Origin of the sequence: Nostoc sp., assembly GCF_036917315.1 — a bacterium.
Classification (GTDB): Bacteria; Cyanobacteriota; Cyanobacteriia; order Cyanobacteriales; family Nostocaceae; genus Nostoc.
The window spans coordinates 370087-390477 of the sequence record NZ_JBALDR010000048.1; the positions used below are offsets into that span (position 1 = coordinate 370087).

Here is a 20391-nt window from a genome sequence, read left to right on the forward strand (position 1 = left end):
AAAGAATTTCGATTACTAAATCCTTAATTAAGTGAAAATATCTCATCAACAACCTCAAACCATATAGGTGATTTATTATCAGGAGAACCGTTATAGTTAGCAGTAATTTCTTCTCCCGCTTCTATATCTCGGTAGGCAATCAGATCCAACTCTCGGTCAGCGAATTTTTTCACATAATAACTATTGGGATTGTAGGAATGGTTGATTAAGGAAGATAAACTTAGAGCGATCGCCGCAGCTTTATCTTCCCAATCGTAGTAATAGTTGCCCAAAATTGTTTTATCTAGGAATTCAACCTGTTCTGCGGGTATAACAACAACTGGCACTCTCTCAATGAGTTCTCCTTTTAAAAAGCACTTCTGTGCAAAGACACCTCGACCTTTTAGGTTTGTATTACCAACAATCAACATTCCAACTAATCTCCTGCTATTACTTAGTTTTTTGCTTTGCCAAGAACTCAATAGAAACATTCCAATCGGCTCTTTTAGATGATGGCGATCGACTCGCGTACAAATATATAGTGTTATATCAAGTCCGGTTAATCACTTATAATGACCGCATCTGTGCAAAAATCGGAAAAGCCTCTTTCCCTTGCCTGTTGCGGTCTATAATGATAAGTCTTTAGCCGGACACGATATTACCCTTGCTCAACTGGATCTATATATGTATACGTCTTACCCGCCCAATTTTGCACTGTAGCTGTCCCATTCTCATAAGCAACTAGAGTCTCGGCTTGAATTGGGACTTTGCCACCACCGCCAGGGGCATCAATTACATAAGTTGGTACAGCGTAGCCAGTAGTATGACCGCGTAATTTAGAAATTAAATCAAGCCCAGTTTGCACACTTGTTCGCAGATGTGCGGTGCCAACAACTGGATCGCATTGATAAAGATAATAAGGTCGCACGCGCAGCTTCAGAAGACCGTGAAACAGATTCTTCAGGGCTTTTTCAGAATCATTCACACCTTTTAACAGTACGGTTTGGCTGCCTAGAGGAATGCCACCATCAGCGAGGCGATCGCAAGCTTGTGCCACTTCTGGCGTAAGTTCCCGCACATGACAAAAGTGCAAAGATAGCCACACACGATGTTTACGAAGCAAGGCAACCAGTTCTGGTGTAATTCGCTGCGGTAAAAAACTCGGCACACGAGAACCAATTCGGATAAATTCAATATGCTTAATGGTACGCAATCGCCTAAGCAAATTGTCTAAAGGTTCATCAGCCATCAAGAGAGGATCGCCACCGGAAATTAGCACGTCACGGATCTCGGTGTGTTCCTCTAAATAAGCAGCGATCGCATCCAATCGTCGCGTTACTGGGTACATCTCACCTTGGCTCACCAAACGAGAGCGGGTGCAGTAACGACAATAAGCGGCGCAACTATCTAGGGCAAGCAGCAACACTCGGTCAGGATAGCGGTGTACAAGTCCTGGTACTGGAGTGTCACCATCCTCACCGCATGGATCTACCATGTCTGCTGGGCTAACTATTAGTTCTTCTTGCCGTGGTATCACCTGTAACCGTAGTGGACAAAGCGGATCTTCTGGATCGAGTAGCGATGCAAAGTATGGGGTTACAGCTACAGCAAACTTCTCTGGTGCGATTAAAAGTCCCTGTTCTTCGGTATTACTAAGCCTTAATAACTTCTGAAAGTGTTCCAGCTTAGTCAACCGATGCCGCATTTGCCAGCGCCAATCGTTCCAGCGTTCTTGGTTGTAAGTCTCTCCCAAAATCTGACAAATTTCTTCACACCGAATATCAGTTACTAGAGGATTTAGAATAGTGTTTTTGATCATGATTAGACGGAAATTAAGCTGAGAATAATAAACAAATCACAGCCTAATAGAGTGCAGCGCAAATCCAGCTACCATCTCAATTAAGCAAGCAAACAAGTAGGAGCAATTCATGAATTGCTCCTGCTCAAGTCCCTTGTTAAAGGTAAGCAAATTTCTGTCACAGTGTATTAGTATGTTTACTTAGATTTTTAGTTAAAATAAAAAAATCTACTTCCAGGTTCACGATAAGTATTTTCCTATACAGGAAATACTTATGCTGCGATCGTAGCGATCGCTCTTACAGTGTCTTTGTTACCTTGAAGCAATCGGCTTTCTGTATTGTTGTGTCGTATTAATACATACACCAATGTCGGATATTTAATTATGTAAGGATTTTTTGGGGTGCGATCGCACGCTGCATTTGCTCGAAGTATTGTGTGAATTTGAGTGATGTCAGAAGATCCTCCAGAAATCCCAATAATAGAAAATGTGGAGGCGCCAGAAATTCAACTGATGGCTCCGACATTAGCTAAGACAGAAAGCAGTTAGTTAGTGGTAGCTAAAAATCGTCGTTGCTAATCAGCGACTCATTGCAAAAATCTGTTCAGCCGTTAAGGCAATGTTCGGAAACAATCTAGAATCAATTCGATCCTGCCCTCTAAACACCTTTGGGGCTAAATACTCTGCACCTTCAAGTTGGTAGATTGTAATGGTTGGCTGCTTGGGAGAACCAATGAACCGAATGCCACCAAAAGCAGCATAGTCTACAATGATGTACTCGAAAACGCCCAACTCCTCATATTCAGCAAGTTTTGTCAGATAGTCGTCCTTCCAGTTGTTGCTAACGACCTCAATGATTCCGGGTGGTGGAATATATGCAGCAGCAGAACTAGAGATAGTTTTCATCCTCTGCCATTCAACTCTTGCAAATATGACAATATCTGCTTTCCGGCTTTTTTCCTTTTCTTCTGATGCTGTTTTCAGCCGAACCTGCTTGGACTGGCGCGACACGTAAGGCAGGTCATTTTCTTGGCAGTGGTTTTCTAAGTAGGTACACAGTCGCTCGATCAAATCCTCATGATTTGCATTTGGTTCTGATAATGGCACGGGAATCCCATCCGATAGCTCAAACTCTCTGCCTGAACCATCGTCCCAGGCAAGAAACTCTTCAAAAGTCAGTGGTTGTGTGACGGTTGCGTACATCGCCCTCGCTTCCTTGCTGACGGGTACTTCACTCAATCCTACCAAGATGTAGAGCTTTGTCTATGAGTTCTGGCTGATTTTCCTGCCGTAGTTCTGAAGCAACGGCTTGAGGTTGGGTAACAAAAGGCGATCGCACCTTGGGTTGGTGTCAGGAGCTATCGCTTTTAAGTTGAGTTATTTAAGTTATTTATCAGCTAAGGATTTTTTGGGGTGCGATCGCGCCCTGCGCCTGCAAGACATTGCTACACTAAAAAGGATTTAGGGTAATTACGGTATGGTTTCACTTCAGTTGAGTTCCGAATGAAAACCAAGTGTTGTTGAGTTTACTGAATCTATCTGCAATTTACAAAGTTAGCTATCTAGGAAGTAAAAAATTAACCTTATGCCCTCTCCAGGCTTTTCTCAGAGACTACAAGATTTGGAAACACACATTAGCAAAGACCAAGAATTGCTTAAGGAGTTTGAAGAAGCATTGCGCTACGAGACAAACCCTCGTGTCAAGGCTGGGTATCGCCAGGAAATTGAGCGGCAATGGGATTCACTTGCTCGCTACAAGCAAGAGTATGCTGAACTAGAGCAAGAATTATCAAATACTCCAAATGCTGAGATGCAGAAGGTCGAAAGCCAATTGCAGGAGATGGATGCAAAGTTAAATGTTTTACTAAATGGTCAAGTTGCCATTTATGAAAATCAGAATCAAATGCGTCAAGCTCTATTAAACCGCTATGATGCTATCGAACAAACCATAATTAGCGCTATTACTCAGCAATTAGACCAAACACAATTAGTTTTGATTCAGAACCTAATAGATGCACTAGAAGGCAACTTGATTTCAGAGCAACAGATGCAACAGATGTTAGCAGCATTAGAAGAACGAATTCCTGCTTTGCCTCTCAATAGTGTAGCAGTAGCTGAAATTATTAAAGATCCTGAGCTAGATGCCAAACATAAATTAAAAATAACTCTACCGATTGTGCCGATGCTTGTAGAGTACGAAGGTGAGTTGGAGCTTGGAAGTGGTTTGAACATTAAGTCTGCTTGGGAACAGTTAATAGCTAAGTTGCGGAGAAACTAAACTATGGATGATCAGATCAAAGTCCTCAAAGAGCAACTGGCAAAAGATTTTTTGCTATTGAATGACCTAGAAAATAACCTGCGTTGTGAAAACGATCCAGGTCAACGGCTTAAGTGGACAGATAATATTACACGAATAAAGGAAGAAATAAAAAAGCGCCAAAATGAAATTCAAAAAATAGAGCGAGAAATCAGATCACAAGAAACTAACTCTGGAATTACTGTTGGTAATGGTAATATATTAGAGCCTCCAACAAACAGTAAAAGACATCAAAATCTAATAAGAAGACATTTTAAAAAAATAATAATTTTTATCGGAAGCATGGGAATTGGGTTATTGTTAACAATATTAATATGGAAATTAACATTAAATTCTTCAAATACTATTACTATTTGTCCAAACAGTAAGGAAAATAGTAATATAAACTTTTCAATCGTTAAATCATTAAGTTGTGGTGAAAACTCTCTAATTTCAGGGTCTATTTTAAATGACAAAAGCAAGGGGATAGAGGCTTATAAGAACAATGATTATCCAACAGCTATTAAATTACTTGAAATTGTAAGAAGAAAAGAACCAAATGATCCTGAAACATTGATATATCTTAATAATGCCAGAATTGAAAGAGATAAAAAACCAGCTTATACAATTGCTGTAGTAGTTCCTATAAACAACAACCTCTATACTTCATTACAAATTTTAAGGGGAGTTGCTCAAGCTCAAGAACAGTTCTTGAGTAAAGAAGAATATCAGCCCCAAATTGGTCTTAAAGTATTGATAGCGGATGATGCAAACGACGTTAATCGAGCTAGGGAAATTGCAAAAACTTTGGTACAACAAAAGCATATACTTGCAGTCATAGGTCATTATGCCAGTGATCTTACTCTTCAAACGAGGGATATTTATGAAAAGGGCAAGTTAGTATCGGTTTCTCCTGGGAGTACTTCCGCAGAACTTCCACGTCCAAAGGATGATTTTTTCTTCCGCACAATACCCTCTCTTAAGATAAACACTATATCTGTAGCACGTTATCTAGAAAATAAAAACATTCATGAAATAGCAGTTTTTTACAATCCATCCAGTGATTTTAGTAAATCATTTTTGAATGAATTAAATAATACTTTCACTGCATATCATATAGACATAATAAATAATTTACAAGATAGAGATTTTAGTTTATCTAACCCTTTCTTTAAGCCAAGGAATGCTATTAAAAAAGCAAATGCTAGAGGGGTTAAAGCCTTTGTCATTATTCCTGATGGAGGAACCACTAACTATAGCCTACGTAATGCATTCAAATTAATCAAAGCTAGTCCTAATGATTTTGTGATGGTAGGAGCAAATCCCCTTTTCACTGATGAAACACTTCTACTAGGTGAAGATATTGTAACTCGTTTAGTAGTGACTACTCCGTGGATACAAACAACAGTTTCTCAATCCAATTTTGCTAAAAAAGCCGAAGAATTATGGCAAGGTAGAGAAATTAGTCCCTGGGCTGTGACAGCTTACGATGCTGCTGAAGTCTTGATTCAAGCCTTATTTATAAATATAAAAGATAAGCCAACACGTTTAAATTTACGAGATAACTTAGCAGATCCTAGATTTGAAGCTAAGGGGGCTGATGAGACAAATCTAATCAAGTTTGAGAATGGTAATCGTAAAAAAGAAAAGGTTGAATTAGCTAAAATTGTCAAGTCCAAGTGTTCTGAGTTTGGTTACAGTTTCGTTCCTGAAGAATATCAAGAAGAACAAATAAAACAGTTAGAAAGTAGTTGCCACTGATGATTTATTTAGTGAAAGAATCATCACTTCAAGTCTGGTTGATCACCTACTAGAACATAAGGCGCGATCGCTTTTCATTACCTTCTGATTAGTCTGCAAATAATCATGTAGCAAATTGCAACCCCGCGCCAGTAATTTATCCAGTTGGATATCTGCTAAATCTCGGAAAATTACTGTGCCATTGCCACTACCCGCAGCCAGAGTCTTGCCGTCATGGCTGAAACTGACACTGGTTAACTCATCTTTATCGCCTTTCAAAGCAATCAGCAACGTTCCTTCTCGGTTCCAAATCCTCACTTTGTCATCACTGCTAGCTGCCAGAGTCTTGCCATCTGGGCTAAAACTGACACTGATAAAACTATCGCCATCGCCCGTGAGATTATCTAGCAAATTACCGTCTCGATTCCAAATCTTCACCGTGCTATCAATACTCACTGAGGCAATGCTTTGACCATCAGGCGACCAAGCAACCCCATTTACCCGACGGCTATGACCAGTTAATGTGTATAGTAATTTACCCTCTCTACTCCAGATTTTCACGGTTTTATCATCACTGGCTGAGGCTAGCAACTTGCCATCAGGGCTAAAACTTACCCAATTAACCGCTTCTTGATGTCCCTGCAAGGTGTTGAGTAGTTTACCGTTGCTACTCCAAAGTTTTACTGTTTTATCTTTACTAGCTGAGGCAATTACTTGACCATCAGGCGACCAAGCTACACTCAAGACGGTATCATTATGACTCTGTAAGGTGTTGAGCAGTTGACCGTCACTACTCCAAAGTTTTACTGTTTTATCTTTACTAGCCGAGGCAATTACTTGACCATCGGGCGACCAAGCTACACCCCAAACTTGACCCTGATGCCCCCTCAATATACGTAGTAGTTTACCATCTCGACTGAAAAGTTTTACAGTTTTGTCTCGGCTTGCGGCTGCTAAGGTGCGATCGCCTGGGCTAAAACTGATGCTAGTTACCCAGTCATCATTATCAGCTTTCGGCTTTCGCAGTAACACATCGTCCCAATGCCAAAGTTTAATAGTTTTGTCCCGACTCGCGGAAGCAAGGGTGCGACCATCTGGGCTAAAACTGACACTGTTAACCCAATTATTATGTCCTTTTAGGGTTCCCAGCAACACACCTTCAGAACTCCAAAGTTTGATTGTTTCATCAGTACTGGCGGAAGCGATCGTGTTACCATCGCGGCTAAAACTGACGCTGGTAACTCCAGCACTATGACCTGATAAGGTTCGCAGAAGTTTACCTTCCAGATTCCACAGCTTGATTGTCTGGTCTAAACTGGCAGAAGCAATTATTTTCCCATCCTGCGACCAAGCCACACTTTTGACTGCATCCTCATGTCCCTGCAAGGTTTTGAGCAGTTTACCATCGCGACTCCACAGTTTCACCGTCTTATCAGCACTCCCAGAAGCTAAGGTTTGACCATCATTTGACCAAGCGACACTCAAGATTGCACCATTATGTCCCTGCAAAGTTTTGAGCAGTTTACCATCGCGATTCCACAGTTTCACTGTTTTATCTGTACTCGCCGAAGCAATAACCTGACCATCTGGGCTGAAACTAACACTATTCACCACACCCTGATGCCCTAATAAGGTAGCAAGCAGTTGACCCTCTCGACTCCAAAGTTTTATCGTCTTGTCTTGGCTGGCGGAAGCAACGATTTGACTATCTGGGCTGAAACTGACGCTATTAACTACATCTTCATGCCCCGATAAGGTTTTAACTAAGCTACCATCGGGAAGCCAGAGTTTGATTGTAGTATCCGCACTAGCTGAGGCAATTAAAGAGCGATCGCTGCTGAATGTAGCGCTATTTACACCAGATATATGCCCGTCCAAGCGGTTATATTCTCTGACCCCTGAAACTGCTTGATAAAGTGCCGTCTGTACTTGCTCTCTTGTATAGGAATCTACCCAGACTGTTTGTTGTAATTTCCTCCCTGCCTTTAAACTTTCTTTTAAGGCATCAATACCTTTTTGCGAGGCAAAGAGGGCTTCACTGGATGCACTGAGGGTTTTAATTTCGCTATCTACCGCTGTCACGATGGAAACGCTTAATCCCAAGATGGCGAGAACGGAAGCTGTGAGGGCAATTTTCAGCGAACGATTTAATTGAGCTTCACTAAGTCTTTGTTTCTTTTGACTTTCTGCAAGTTTAGCTGTTAACTCTTTTTCTTTCAGTTCAGCTCGTAATTGCTCAATTTCTAACTGACTTAATTCTTCTCGCTTTTGTAATTCTCGCAATTCTGTTAATAAGTCTAATCCCTGCTGGGGATGAGGAGCTACCAATTTGGAACGCTGCTTATTTTGACTAAGTTCGCTCTTCAGTCGCTCAATCTCAGCTTTACTTTGTTCTACTTTGTAGCGCAATTGATTCAGTTGTACCTGTAAGCTCGATTCTTGTTGTTGCAGGTAGCGAATCAAGTCTACTAAATAATCGTGAATCAGCTGATAGCGTTCTGGTACATCAGGAAAGATAACTACTAAACCGGAGCTAACTAAAATTTCTAAGACTAACTCTAATTTGTCAGCATCTTCTAACTCTGATAGCTGCGCTGCTAACTCAGCACGAGTTTTAAAAGGTCGGTTGTTACTTTCATCTGTTAATAAGTATAAGACAAGTAACGCAGCTCGTTCATTTTCTGGGCCGCAGTCTTTAATTAGTTCCTTAATATATCTCTCGATCAGTTTGTTCGGTCTATATGGCTGATATTCTTCTAGTGTAGTAATGCGCTCATCTTGAATTTGCGCGCCCACAACTTGTAATTCAATGGGGCGGACTTCTCCAAATTCTGTGGATAAATCTTCGATTAAGGCATCAATTAAAGCGGGTTCTAAATTAAACTGCGATCGCTCCGTCAATTTTTGGATAATTGCTTTCGCATATTCCGGCGAAAAATTATTTAACTGATAGCGGATATGCTTGTCGAGAATATTATTATTAATCGCTTCCAGTGCCGAAAGATGTTTAAAGTCTAATAAACGATGTAAATAATCTTCTCGCAAGGAAAGGATGACTTTGACAAAGGGTATATTCAGACAATCGCTAATAAATTTATCAAACTCTTGCTTTTGATTGCGATCGCTATAACCAAAGAAAAATTCTTCAAATTGGTCAAAAATTAAAACTGTGATCAAATGGCGATCGGCATTTTCTTGGAGTTGTTGTAAAATGCCACCGATGCTAAACGGTGTGTCAGAGTAAGGCGAAGCGTCCGATTCAATGGCTGCTTCTGAGTTAATATCAGCATAAATCGCCAGAGATGCATCACTAGACATCGCCTCACTTAAAGATTTTCCTAATTCCCGTGCCCAATCGGTATAAACTTGCAGTACCACAGGCACGGCTATTTGATCGCCAATGGCTCGAGTTTGCAGTGCTGGAACTAAACCCGCTGTTACAGTGGAACTCTTACCCACCCCTGATTGACCGTGAATCACCGTCAATTTTTGATCGGAGCGGCTAATTCTGCCAATTAAGTTATTAATATCACGCTCTCGACCAGAAGCGGCAATTTCTAAAGCAATGCTACTACTTCCAGAAGGTGACATTAACGCTGGGTTTGTCGCCTGTCTTTGGGGTTGCAAGCGCCCAGCCCCAATAAAAGCCCGAAAACCATACTGCTGCTCAACAGAACGCCGTTTCTGTCGAATGTAATAGGCTTCTAAATATCGTCCTTCTTCAAAGTAGAGCGATCGCAGTCTCCGCAATAAGCGAATATAACGATGGGCATCGTATTGATGGGCACTGCTTTCTAAGGCTGCTGGCAGTTCTTTTGTCGCTTTATCTAAGTATTCACGAGCAACTTCTAGTTCGCCGACATTTCGCTGTGCTTTCGCCAACACTAAATAGTAAATTTGCGCCAATAATAATGGAAATAAGCAGTTATAAGGGTCGTTCTGCTTTTGCGCCTCACCTAATTTCAGCAGTGATACGTGTGCTAAGATACTCGCCTGTACCCACCGCGACTGCTGCACAGCTACTTGCGCCAAAAAACCGTAATCACAAGCTAATTGGATTTGAGTACCATAAGTTTGATGTAATTCCAAAGCCTTTTGAGCAACAGTCTGCAATTCTTCCCACTCTTGCAGATATTGCAAAACCTCCGCAAGTTGATTAATAAATCCAGCAACTATATCCAAACGCCCAGCCACCTGCAAGATATGCAAGCATTGCTGAAAATAAGATTTAGCAGTGTACCAATGGCGGCGGTTTTCTATTTGATTTTGCTCTGCAAAACGGCAATAACACAACCCAATATAAAACAGCAAAATTCCCTGTCGCAGCAGCAGGGGAGATGGCGGAGATGGAGGAGATGAAGAAGAAAATACTTCTTTATCCCCCTGATGTCCCTCTGCTTCCCCTGCTCCCCTGCTCCCCTGCCCCTCTGCTCCCCTGCCCCTCTGCTCCCCTGCTTCTTCTCTCTCTGCTAACTTTTGCCAAACTTGCAAGCTTTGCTGAAAATGGCTTAAACCTGTATTGATGCGATCGCTAATATAATTATCTAGACCAAAAACAAATTCTAAACTAGCGTGTAGTTCTGGCTCTAAGGTAATACCACGATTGTGCAACTCTCTAATGGCAAAGTGCAGTTCATAACTATGTTCCCAGACTTGCTCGACAGTGGAATAATGCTTTATAGCTTGAGGAGATTGGTGTTGTGCAGCATCGTTTGCTAACACTGTGGCAAATAAAGAGTCAGTTTCCTGTTGCAGAAATTGCAGCAGTGATTGAGTTGTCATTTCAAACCGAATCGGTGTAGCCGCCCAACTAGCAAAATCTGGTGCTAAACGGACTACCTTTTGCAAAATTTCCTCATTCACCCACAAAATCATTGGAAATGGGTGGCGTTTGCGAAATTCATCCCGAATATGATTGATAGAACTCAGTAAATCGTCGAGTCCATCTACTGACTCTAAACCCAAAATCATCAATGCCGATGGCGGATTAGCTTCGGTTAGCAGTTGTAAATGAATACTTGTATAAAGACTTCTGGCATTATGCGGCAGAATTACCTTTTGAATGTGGTGTACTCCTGAAGAGATTTCTTCGAGTCGTTGCAGCATAAGTTCTTGCAAAACTCGATAATTGCAGCACACCAAAACCAGAGAAAATTGACCGCTAGAAAGGGTAATTGCTCTCCCCAAACTCCGCAAAGCCCGCTCGTTAGCTGCTCTGATATCTACTTGTGCGTGTCGTTCAACCATGATTTAAATTTTTCCGTCTCTGCTAAAACTGGGTTGACGGCAAACCAAGCTCCCTGATGATCGCGGTATTCAAATACAAATAGACTTCGCAAGAGGGTGTGGTATTCTATATCACCTCTAACTCGTTGCTGTTGCACCACCTGAAAGATTAGTTCCCACTCATGGGGGTCGATAGCGTTAGCTCGGTAATCCCGCTGTCTTTGAATTACCAGTTCGACACATTCCCGCTCAAAGGGTGGATCTTGTTCTCGCAGACAGTCAAACAGTAAACCTAGTAAGTCGCGGACATGACCACCACTCATCAGGCACAATCGGTCTAAGGTTTCTAAACTATCAAACACCTCTGTAATTAAGCCTAACCGATCGCTAGGTAAAATGTCTGGAAAAGCTCTAGCTAGCACCATTTGCCGCATCATTGTTAGACCTTGGGGAAAAATCTCGCCAGAGCGCAAACGCACAGGTATCATCGGTAACATTTTTGGGGCAACTCCACCCCCCAAACGATGCTGAAGTTCGGCGCTATCGTTGGAGAAAGTCAGGGCTAAAGGAATAGTGTAGACTACATGACAATTCAGTTTGCGTAACTGTTCGCCCCGTTGAATAAATAAATATTCTGGCAGCGATCGCCCCGATGGTAAAGGTCGAATTGCGACTCGATCCAAGTTATCAACAATTACCACCAATCCTTTTTTACCCCTGGCTTTCAATTCCTTGGTGGCAGGTTCTAGTAATTCTTGATTAATTGACTGTAAAATATTTGCGGTTCGCGGTTCTAGATAATCTCTTAACCGCCGCCGCAATTGGGGACTTTCTTTTGTTTTAGCTGTAATTTTGGCAATTCCTACAGACAACTCTGCTTCTACCCCAACGTCAATTGGCGTCTGCAAGAAATCCACAACTTCACCAAACAACTTGCTAAAGTAACGAGGCTTGAGCCTAATTTTCATCGCTTCTAGACTTTCACTCACCTGTCCAGCGATCGCCAACAAAATATCAGTCACATCCACATCGGCCATTTCTAAGACATGGGTAGACTCAAAGTAAACTACATGAAACTGCTGCACTTCTAACTCAGCTTTCAGGCGCAACAACTCCGTTGATTTTCCACAACCGAGATGTCCGGTAAATAGTTGACAGGTTGGGATATCCGGCGATATTCTAGCGATCGTCCGCTGCAAAGCTTCGATAATTTTGCCACCCCGCACCGCAGCAAAATCGATATAGTACCTGCGATCGCTAGGGTTTCCTATAATTAGAGGTCTGCTCGGATTGCAAGCTTGATAAAATCTTTCTAAATCTAGGAGCATAACTAATCAAGTTCACTCAGGAATGGGGATGACAAAATCTGTTGAATAAATATATTGATTTTAGGCAATTTATCTTTTAATTTAAGTGCATTTCAATCAAACTACTACCTAAATTAACAGCATTCCGAATAATTGTTCATGTTTGAGGTTAGATATAACACATAGTAATGCTGATATATGAGCTGAAGTAAGCAGAAATACTAATATAAGTACAAATAGCAAAAGCTTTAATATAAAATAATTTCTTATTATGAATATTAAAAATATCCAACCCAAAAAAAGATATTGCTAAGTACAATTTTGTAGTGCTATTGAATATATAGCGGTTCTCAATGTTTCAGTTCGCAAAAATTGGAAAGGTTTAACTGAACTGTCTGGCGATCGTCGCTATTGAGAGGTACAGCCGTTTAAGAGGAGTTGCGGGCGTTGATGGGGCATGAAAATATCCAAACTCCTTACGTTACCAGAATATAAATCTAGAAAGGATTAACGTTGAATTTATACTGCATCAAATCATCTATCTTCAGGCAGATTTTAGAAAAATCAAAAAGCAAATATTGTGTTAGTAGCAATTTAGTTCCGGTTTACTCAGTTGTAACTAGTAGTCTGCCAAGCCAAAATTACGCTTGCGAAGATTAGGCTGCATGTTAAAGGGGAAGGGATAAAACACCCCAAAACATCTTCTGCTGCTCTCATCAAAGTGCAAGCAGCAGAAGATACTTAGAAAACCGGTGATTCAGAACGAGTTGCCGCCGTGGTACGCGATTGTACTCAGTTGCAGTAATTTGTCAATAGGAGGCTATTTAATCCATGAAAAGCTTTTTCAGCCTAGCCGCAGCGCAGGTAGCGCCTAGTTTGGCACTCTGTGCGACTTCTATCGTTGCTTCTACTAATCTGGCTCAAGCTGCTGACTTAACATTTAACTGGAAAGGTGATGCTGGTTATTCGGCTTCTGGCTCGTTCAGCTACGATGAAACCACTACCCCAGCCATAATTTCCGAAAGTGGTGCGGGAGCTACAAAAGCCTTGCAGTCACTCAATATTTCTTTTTTCAATCCATCACAGCAGTTGATTGCAACTAAAGACGAAGTTGTTAATAGTGTATCAAGCAATCAGTTTTTCGAGTTTAACTTTGACACGACTACAGGCAATTTGTTTGGGGCTTTTGATGTTGGCACTGGTAGTAGGATAGGTGATGTTTTTCTCAGCAATGTTGAGGCTCCGGGTCGTATCTTCATCTCTCCGGGAGCGACCTCTTATCTTTACCAAAATATTACAGCAGACTATAGTCAATTACTCGATTCGAGTACGAATCAGATTAAAGCATCTGCGGTTCCTGAACCGACAAATATTTTGGGAACTCTGGTAGTTGGTATATTGGGTATAGCACTCAGCAGCAACAAAATTACATTCTTCTCAAGAAAGCCAAAGAAAATCTATAGGAGTTACGCATCTAAAGTATAAAAACTCTTTAACTAATTTCATTAGAAGTCCCACATCTCACTTTTAGGAGTGTGGGACTTCTACTGAAATTAGTTAAAAATGTTCAGGAAGTAATCTACAAACCCATTGAGTATAAAATTATCCGGTCATGCAAACGATCGGGCAAAATATGCTTGATCAGCGCTCCAAGTTTGGCATCTTGTCCAACGAGATAGCGTGTCTTGGGTTGTTTTGCAGTCAGCGCATGGACAACAACTTGAGCCACAATATCCGCAGAAATTCCCTTAGATGCGAGAATCTGCATTTTCTTGCGGACAATATTCATCGCTTGACCGTAGAGATTTTGTGCCGATTGTGGTAAATCGTATTGTGCTACTTCCGATTGACTAAGAGACTTTTCCCAGATTGGGGTAGCAATAGAACCAGGTTCAATAATTGAAACCGAGATTCCCCAAGGTCGTAACTCCATCCGCATCACATCAGTGAGTGCTTCCAAAGCAAATTTAGAAGCATTATAAGCCCCCAAAAACGGCGTTGGACTCCTACCAGCAATGGAACCCATATTGATAATTCGACCCCGACTTTGGCGTAAAAGACCAAGAAATGCTTGTGTCACAGCTAATTGTCCAGTGACATTAACCTGCATCTGGTGTTGAAATTCTGCGATCGCTAATAATTCTAACGGCCCAGGGACAGCAATTCCGGCATTATTCACTAAACCTAAAATCCCCGCACCACCAACTGCATTTGTTACCATATCAACCGCATCTGCGATCGATTCAGCGTCAGTAACATCTAAAAAAATTGGAATCAGCCTTGGCGATCCTTTCTGTTTAAGTGTCTGAGCATCAATATCTTGACGCACTCCAGCAAAAACAGAGAAGCCCAACTGGTCTAAAAGCAAAGCAGTGGCTTGACCAATTCCTGTTGAGGCTCCTGTAACCACTACTGTACGTTGATATTCTACTACCATTAATTTTCTTTGATGATGGGGCCGCCGTAATTGCGAATTACGAATTAGTATCAATCTTTGCAAGTACCAAAACGAAGGCAATCTTCAGTTTGGTCATCTCTAGCCGATATTTGCCACGGCAAAATGCGTAATGGAGCATTTGTACTGTAAGCAATTAGAGCAGCTATTGTGGGATACTGGTTTTTAACAATTGCCACGTCACTACTAGAAGTATTGCCTAGCTCAACATTGTATAAATAAACAGGCAATGCCATGAGGACAGTGCAAATTATCCGGTTCATACCCAACCTCAGCTAACAATTTCCGATTACGATATGTATAGATGCCACCTTGACGAACCGGATTTTTAAAACTGAGTATTAAATGTTGATGTTGTGTGAATTTATGCAGCGCTACTATCCGCAGAGACGTGATTTATAAATTATCGGTTCCACCTTTTTTTTAGGTTAGGCATTGCCTACAAGATGGCTTCCTACTAACTTATGCAGATGCAAACCCAAAAAACAGGACAAAAAACCCACAGCACCCAAAAACATATCTTAGTAGCTGCATTCCCCAGATAAAATAATGAAGAATGCTGAGTCACCGAAATGGTCGATGACCGACAAACACTCATCCCGGATTTCTCACGCATAGTGTAGGCTTCAGGGGAAGAGGAGTGTGGGGAGTGTGGGGAGTATGGGGGGTAAGACTTCTTCTCCATCCTCCCACACCTCCCACACCTCCCACACCTCCCACACCTCCCACACCTCCCACACCTCCCACACCTCCCACACCTCCCACACCTCCCACACCTCCCACACCCTTTGGATTTCTCTCTTGTGAGAAATCCAGGTCATGAGACAAGCCCATAAATAAATTTAGGGTATTGTTAATTTTGAATTTTGAATTTTGAATTCGGAGCGAAGCGACGTGACGCCTTCACAAGACGTAGATACTGTAAACGTTCCTAACCTCGACCCAGAAGGATATGGCAACTCAGACACCGATCCTCTTGATGAGTTGCCAGGTGAAGTCGAAATGTCCCTTTTCGACCACCTAGAAGAGTTGCGGCAACGGATTTTCTATTCGTTGATTGCCGTAGCAGTGGGCATTATTGGCTGTTTCTTTGCCGTTAAGCCGATTGTCCAGTTACTTGAGGTTCCAGCGCAAGGAGTAAAATTTCTCCAACTTGCACCTGGAGAATATTTCTTTGTCTCCCTGAAAGTTGCCGCCTACACTGGCTTCGTACTTACTAGTCCTTTCATTCTTTACCAGATTATCCAGTTTGTGATTCCAGGACTGACTCGCCGCGAACGCCGTTTACTGGGGCCTGTGGTTTTGGGTTCGAGTGTGCTGTTTGGAGCGGGTTTAGTATTTGCCTATTTACTTCTTATCCCCGCCGCATTGAAATTTTTCATTAGCTACGGAGCAGATGTAGTCGAACAACTTTGGTCAATTGATAAATATTTTGAATTTGTGCTGCTATTGTTATTCAGCACTGGTTTAGCATTTCAAATTCCCATTATTCAACTGTTGCTCGGTAATTTGAACATTGTCTCGTCAGAACGGATGGTTTCTGGTTGGCGTTACGTGATTATGGGATCGGTGGTTTTAGGAGCCGTCCTGACACCTTCTACTGACCCCTTAACTCAAAGTCTTTTAGCGGGAGCAGTTTTAGCGCTTTATTTCGGCGGTGTGGGACTGGTGAAGCTTACAGGTAAATAACATTTGGAATAGGTTATATAGCAATCCTATTTGAGTTGTGAAAAATATAGATTAGAAAACGAACCGCCAAGGCGCCAAGGACGCAAAGGAAAGAAAGAAGAAAGAGAAATATAATTTTCACGAATGATTTAGGACTGCTATAGGTGACAGTGAATAAGTTCTAAGGAGGGCTACGAAGACGGACATCTGATGAAAAGGATATTTATAGGTTATTTATTAACGTTGACGTTATTAACCGCTTGTAGCAAAGCAGCCACAGATAGGCTTACACAAGAACTAAAAACTGTAAAGTCATGGACAGCTACAAGTAAAATGGTTGCTGATGCTTGGGTACGAGGTGCTGTACCAAAGGTCTATGCCAAACAAACACTGAAGAAAGCACAGCAAGAGTTCCAAACAGAAACCGAGAACATAGCCCAGATAGAATCATCTACAGCTATTCCCCAGCCTTACAAGTTAGCACTTTTGGGTCATATTAAACGGTTAGCAAAAATCACAGAGCAAATGTCAACCGCAGTTGAACAAGAAAATTATTCTGTAGTGGCACAAAGACTTGAGGATTTATCGCTAGAAGGACAAAAACTAGACTCGCAAATACCACAGCAGAACAAACCATGAAGAAAGTTTTTGAAATCGCGCTGGGGATTGTGACTAGTATAGGTGGCTTTTTGGATGTGGGTGCGATCGCTACAGCAGCAGAGGCTGGATCTATTTTCGGCTTTCAACTAATCTGGGCGATTATCCTGGGTACAATTTGTGTGATTTTTTTGGTAGAAATGTCTGGGCGGTTAGCAGCAGTTAGCAAGCATACATTAGCGGCTGCGGTGCGCGAACGTTTTGGGTTTAATTTTTATATTATTCCACTGATTGCAGAAGTCATAGTTGATTTTCTAGTTTTAGCAGCTGAAATCGGTGGTGTTTGCATTGCCTTACAACTGCTAACGGGTATTAGCTTTCAATGGTATGCTTTACCCGTTGCCTTTGCAATTTGGTTGCTAATTTGGTACGGCAACTTTGGGATTATTGAAAATGGTATTTCCGTATTAGGGTTGGTGACACTAGTTTTTGTCGTCGCTACTTTCAAGTTGCATCCATCTCTAACACAACTTGGCAGTGGTTTGTTGCCAACTCTGCCACAACAAGATACTGCCCATTATTTATATCTTGGAGTTGGGATTTTGGGTGCTTTGATTAGCCCTTATTTATTTTACTTTTACTCATCTGGAGCAGTAGAAGATAAATGGGATGAAGGGTATATCGGTGTAAATCGCGCAGTTGCCGGTTTAGGGATGAGCTTTGGTAGTGTCGTATCGCTAGGGGTGCTGATTGTGTCAGCACTGGTACTCAAACCCAAAGGCGTTGAGGTAGATAGCTACGAACAGGCGGCGTTGATGTTGACAGAAACTTTTGGTTACTGGGGCTTTGTACTATTTGCAGCATCCTTGGGCATTGCTTGCTTTGGTGCAGCACTTGAGGTGACTCTCGATACAGCCTATATTGTTGCTCAGTCCTTTGGTTGGAATTGGGGCGAAAATCTGAAACCAAAAGATGCCGCACGCTTTAGTTTGGTCTACACTGTGTTTGTCTTTCTCGCTTCTTTATTAATGGTATTTGGAATCGACCCATTGCAATTAACTTTGTTTTCAATGGCGATTACAGCAGTGATTTTACCACCTGTGATTGTGCCATTTTTGGTATTGATGAACGATGAATTATATGTCGGCAAGTATCGCAACGGTTGGATAAGTAATAGTGTTGCGATCTTTACAATTGTGCTGACATTCGTGTTAGCGATCGTTGCTATTCCCCTAGAAATTCTTGGAGGGTGATTGCTGGTGTGCGTGGCCGTTAATAATCAACTGGAAGTGATAGAAAATGAACATTATTAGAGATGTACTTGATAACCAATTAGTTGACAGCGATCGCCGCCATCTGGGTAAAGTCGATGGAATTGTCATAGAGTTACGCGACGGAGAACCGCCACGACTCACTTATATCGAAACTGGTATGACAATTCTTGCACGACGTATTCATCCACGTTTAGAAAAGTGGGTAGCAGCAATTGAAAGTAGCTGGGGTGCTAAACAAAGTGAACCCTTTAGAATTCCGTGGTCAAAAGTGCGAAATGTTGGTATTGATGTCGAAGTCGAGATTGAAGCTGACAAAACTCCAGCATTAGCTTATGAAAAATGGCTTCGGGAACACATTATTAGCCGAATTCCAGGGGCAGAACATGGCAACTCGTGAAATTCATCTAGAATTGCTACTGGGTAAACAAGTATTGGATTCAACTGGTAAACCCGCCGGACGCATTGAGGAAGTACATGCCCAACAGCAAGGTGAAGAATGGGTTATTCAGGAATATCTGATTGGAACCACTGCTGTGTTAGAAAGACTATCGGCTTGGGCAATTGGGTTGAGGATCTTACATTTCCTTGGGGCGCACAAGATCCACAATGGCTATACAGTATCTTGGGAGCAGCTAGATTTGACTGACCCTGAAAAGCCTCGTTTGCTCTGTACCTTAGATGATTTAAAAGCATTAGAGACTTCCAAATAATTAGGACTTACGCACACTCTACGAATTCTCGGCGCTCTTGGCGTCTTGGCGGTTCGATAAATTAAGCTTTTTAGCAATTTTTGCGTAAGTCCTAATAATAAAAATCCAACGTATTGACTACTCTGGCTATCGAGCAGTTGAACGAGATCGTGAGGGCTATGGGATTTGCGATCGCTTCTCTGAGTTGCATTTAAGGCTCAAGCCGATCCTTTTCAAACAACCTCTAAACTAGTTTCTATTAAATAGAGTTAACCATCTTTACTTAACTCAAATAGACTTTTTCCATTAGCAAGAGGCAACACATAAGCAATCTCACCTAGCTCGGCTTTCTCTGTGCCAAAAAATGTACCTCGATGCTCAGGAGTGATTAGCAATTGAGTTGTTTTTGGAGTTGATACGGAACTAATGGATATCTCGACATAACCCCGCAACTCAAAATTTGCCTCTTCTCGAAGTTTTTTATTAGTAGCATCCGGTTGCAGAATAAATAAGCCCGTATCATTAGCATTGATAGGAAATGTAAAGCGTGATTTCTGTATACCTCCTGCGCCTTCAAAAACACTGCTTACAGGCCCATCTACACCAGTGGTATCCAAAACGGTGAGGATTTTTTTAGGATCTAGTCCAGGCGTTCTAGTTGTAACTACAAGAGAGAGAAATACGAGTTCATTAGTGACATTGGCAATCGTCAGGAAATAGCCTTGGAGAACTTTTCTTGCTAGTGGGCTAAGTTCAGGTTCTTTATCTGTAAGCTTTTTTGGAAGTTGAGGCTTAAGAAGAATTTCAAATGTGGAGATAAAAGCCATTTATTTTTCCTTGAAAACGTGTATTTTTTCTTACCTTGCCAACAGGTAAAAGGATTATACAGGACGTTATGGTATTTTTGAATAAAAAATACTGTAATTACTCAGAAATTGATTAAAGTTAATGAAATAATCGGTCACAATATCCATTCCGAAGAACGTTCGCCCAAATCTAGAGGGATGCTAACAGCTTTGCCGAGCCGGGGGCGATCGCGTGTTTGAGCAATAAAAGTTTGTACCTGTGTTGACCCACCCAAGGCATGAAGATAATTGGCAATGCTATCGAGATGTTCTTGGTACTCTGCCTCACTCAAGGGAAAAGAAGCTTGCTCCAGATATTTCCACATTACTTGCAAAAATATCTTTCCCTGTGCCCGTCGAAACTGGACATCATAAGAATATCCCCACTTATCAAGCAATATCTGACGTAATTCCTGTCCTGTCATAGCTTTTCTCAATCAGATTTTACATTTAGTTATGATGTTAAGTTCCGTGACTCCAGTATGATAAGGATATAAAGAAATGTAATGCTAACAGA

At 41.6% G+C, this 20391-nt stretch carries 18 protein-coding genes; 8 read left to right on the plus strand and 10 right to left on the minus strand.

The genetic code is table 11. From position 1 onward, the window contains the following. Positions 1-23: 23 nt before the first annotated feature. The 3 genes from V7K84_RS22890 to V7K84_RS22900 all read right to left on the minus strand — a co-directional run bounded on the left by V7K84_RS22890 (position 24) and on the right by V7K84_RS22900 (position 2980). A complete protein-coding gene (locus V7K84_RS22890; protein ID WP_334841402.1) occupies positions 24-410 on the minus strand; it encodes an SET domain-containing protein in 387 nt (128 codons plus the stop codon). Between the two features lie 227 nt (positions 411-637). Continuing rightward, positions 638-1798, minus strand: a complete 1161-nt coding sequence (locus V7K84_RS22895; RefSeq protein ID WP_334841404.1) for a KamA family radical SAM protein — start codon at positions 1796-1798, stop codon at positions 638-640. A gap of 558 nt (positions 1799-2356) precedes the next feature. Next, positions 2357-2980, minus strand: a complete 624-nt coding sequence (locus V7K84_RS22900) for a Uma2 family endonuclease (RefSeq protein ID WP_334841405.1) — start codon at positions 2978-2980, stop codon at positions 2357-2359. 382 nt (positions 2981-3362) lie between these two features. Here V7K84_RS22900 and V7K84_RS22905 point away from each other — a divergent pair, with 382 nt between their 5' ends. Further along, positions 3363-4055, plus strand: a complete 693-nt coding sequence (locus V7K84_RS22905) for a hypothetical protein (protein ID WP_334841407.1) — start codon at positions 3363-3365, stop codon at positions 4053-4055. Positions 4056-4058: 3 nt separating this feature from the next. Beyond that, positions 4059-5834: an ABC transporter substrate-binding protein gene (locus V7K84_RS22910; protein WP_334841408.1), complete on the plus strand. Its 1776-nt coding sequence runs from the start codon at positions 4059-4061 to the stop codon at positions 5832-5834. 42 nt (positions 5835-5876) lie between these two features. Here V7K84_RS22910 and V7K84_RS22915 read toward each other — a convergent pair whose 3' ends face one another. Both V7K84_RS22915 and V7K84_RS22920 read right to left on the minus strand, forming a co-directional pair. Next, positions 5877-11060 (minus strand): nSTAND1 domain-containing NTPase, encoded by a 5184-nt coding sequence (locus V7K84_RS22915; RefSeq protein WP_334841409.1) that lies wholly within the window; start codon positions 11058-11060, stop codon positions 5877-5879. Beyond that, positions 11036-12367: a P-loop NTPase fold protein gene (locus V7K84_RS22920; RefSeq protein WP_334841411.1), complete on the minus strand. Its 1332-nt coding sequence runs from the start codon at positions 12365-12367 to the stop codon at positions 11036-11038. Before V7K84_RS22920 ends, V7K84_RS22915 begins: the two co-directional genes overlap by 25 nt. A gap of 810 nt (positions 12368-13177) precedes the next feature. On the opposite strand from V7K84_RS22920, the gene V7K84_RS22925 reads away from it, so the two are divergent. Further along, on the plus strand, positions 13178-13831 hold the full coding sequence (locus tag V7K84_RS22925) for a PEP-CTERM sorting domain-containing protein (RefSeq protein ID WP_334841412.1): 654 nt from the start codon (positions 13178-13180) through the stop codon (positions 13829-13831). Positions 13832-13925: 94 nt separating this feature from the next. Here the strand turns inward: V7K84_RS22925 and V7K84_RS22930 are convergent, their stop codons facing one another. The 3 genes from V7K84_RS22930 to V7K84_RS22940 form a co-directional block, all read right to left on the minus strand. After that, positions 13926-14783 carry an SDR family NAD(P)-dependent oxidoreductase gene (locus V7K84_RS22930; RefSeq protein WP_334841414.1) on the minus strand — a complete coding sequence of 286 codons (858 nt, stop codon included), beginning with the start codon at positions 14781-14783 and terminating at the stop codon, positions 13926-13928. 50 nt (positions 14784-14833) lie between these two features. Then, positions 14834-15064 (minus strand): hypothetical protein, encoded by a 231-nt coding sequence (locus tag V7K84_RS22935; RefSeq protein WP_334841416.1) that lies wholly within the window; start codon positions 15062-15064, stop codon positions 14834-14836. 331 nt (positions 15065-15395) lie between these two features. Beyond that, positions 15396-15635: a hypothetical protein gene (locus tag V7K84_RS22940; protein ID WP_334841418.1), complete on the minus strand. Its 240-nt coding sequence runs from the start codon at positions 15633-15635 to the stop codon at positions 15396-15398. A gap of 60 nt (positions 15636-15695) precedes the next feature. On the opposite strand from V7K84_RS22940, the gene tatC reads away from it, so the two are divergent. The 5 genes from tatC to V7K84_RS22965 all read left to right on the plus strand — a co-directional run bounded on the left by tatC (position 15696) and on the right by V7K84_RS22965 (position 19050). Then, complete coding sequence (tatC, locus tag V7K84_RS22945) at positions 15696-16490, plus strand: twin-arginine translocase subunit TatC (protein ID WP_334841420.1); 795 nt, start codon at positions 15696-15698, stop codon at positions 16488-16490. A gap of 189 nt (positions 16491-16679) precedes the next feature. Next, positions 16680-17108, plus strand: coding sequence for a hypothetical protein (locus tag V7K84_RS22950; RefSeq protein WP_334841422.1), 429 nt, complete (start codon positions 16680-16682; stop codon positions 17106-17108). Next, entirely contained in the window at positions 17105-18319 is a 1215-nt protein-coding gene (locus V7K84_RS22955) for an Nramp family divalent metal transporter (protein WP_334841423.1), read from the plus strand. The genes V7K84_RS22950 and V7K84_RS22955 overlap by 4 nt, the downstream gene beginning before the upstream one ends. 46 nt (positions 18320-18365) lie before the next feature. Beyond that, on the plus strand, positions 18366-18737 hold the full coding sequence (locus V7K84_RS22960; protein ID WP_334841424.1) for a hypothetical protein: 372 nt from the start codon (positions 18366-18368) through the stop codon (positions 18735-18737). Further along, the gene (locus tag V7K84_RS22965) at positions 18724-19050 is read left to right on the plus strand and encodes a hypothetical protein (RefSeq protein WP_334841425.1); all 327 of its coding nucleotides are present in this window, start codon (positions 18724-18726) and stop codon (positions 19048-19050) included. The genes V7K84_RS22960 and V7K84_RS22965 overlap by 14 nt, the downstream gene beginning before the upstream one ends. Positions 19051-19298: 248 nt before the next feature. Here the strand turns inward: V7K84_RS22965 and V7K84_RS22970 are convergent, their stop codons facing one another. Both V7K84_RS22970 and V7K84_RS22975 read right to left on the minus strand, forming a co-directional pair. After that, positions 19299-19856: a hypothetical protein gene (locus tag V7K84_RS22970; protein ID WP_334841426.1), complete on the minus strand. Its 558-nt coding sequence runs from the start codon at positions 19854-19856 to the stop codon at positions 19299-19301. Positions 19857-19990: 134 nt separating this feature from the next. After that, positions 19991-20299 (minus strand): DUF3067 family protein, encoded by a 309-nt coding sequence (locus V7K84_RS22975; RefSeq protein ID WP_179063611.1) that lies wholly within the window; start codon positions 20297-20299, stop codon positions 19991-19993. Between the last annotated feature and the right edge of the window lie 92 nt (positions 20300-20391).